The organism is Carboxylicivirga litoralis (assembly GCF_025499605.1).
Classification (GTDB): Bacteria; Bacteroidota; Bacteroidia; order Bacteroidales; family Marinilabiliaceae; genus Carboxylicivirga; species Carboxylicivirga litoralis.
The window spans coordinates 1-455 of record NZ_JAFMVC010000131.1 but is presented as its reverse complement, the minus strand read 5'-3'; the positions used below and the strand labels follow the sequence as shown (position 1 = coordinate 455).

At 51.9% G+C, this 455-nt stretch carries 1 protein-coding gene; it reads left to right on the top strand.

Features of this window, described 5'->3' with window-relative positions; genetic code table 11:
- Window positions 1–2: 2 nt before the first annotated feature.
- Window positions 3–455, top strand: a 453-nt coding sequence (locus J1N10_RS21080) for a DUF1859 domain-containing protein (RefSeq protein ID WP_458339606.1), incomplete at its 3' end; no start/stop codon positions are given.

The following is a 455-nucleotide window of genomic DNA, read 5'->3' as shown; positions in this document are numbered from 1 at the left end:
GGGTGCAGACGTTATATATTGATAATATGACCGGGGACGGGGATATTGTTATTTTCCTACGTGACACGTCGCAGCGAATTATTGCTCGAAAACGTACCCAAGGGTATTACCCAGTATTGGCGACGAATAATTTAAAATTTGAGATCTTTGCTACTGAAGAACAGGAAAATTCTATTCAGTTTATTAATTTCCCAATTGCTTTAGGTGTATGGGGCGAAACTGGATTACCCGGCCCACAAGGTGAAACTGGTTTACAAGGCCCGCAAGGCGTACCCGGTGCAGATGGGGCAATTGGCCCACAAGGCCCTCAAGGGGAACCCGGCCCACAAGGCGAAACTGGTTTACAAGGCCCACAAGGCGTACCCGGCGCCGATGGGGCAATTGGCCCACAAGGCCCGCAAGGGGAACCCGGCCCACAAGGCGTACCCGGCGCAGATGGTGCAATTGGCCCACAA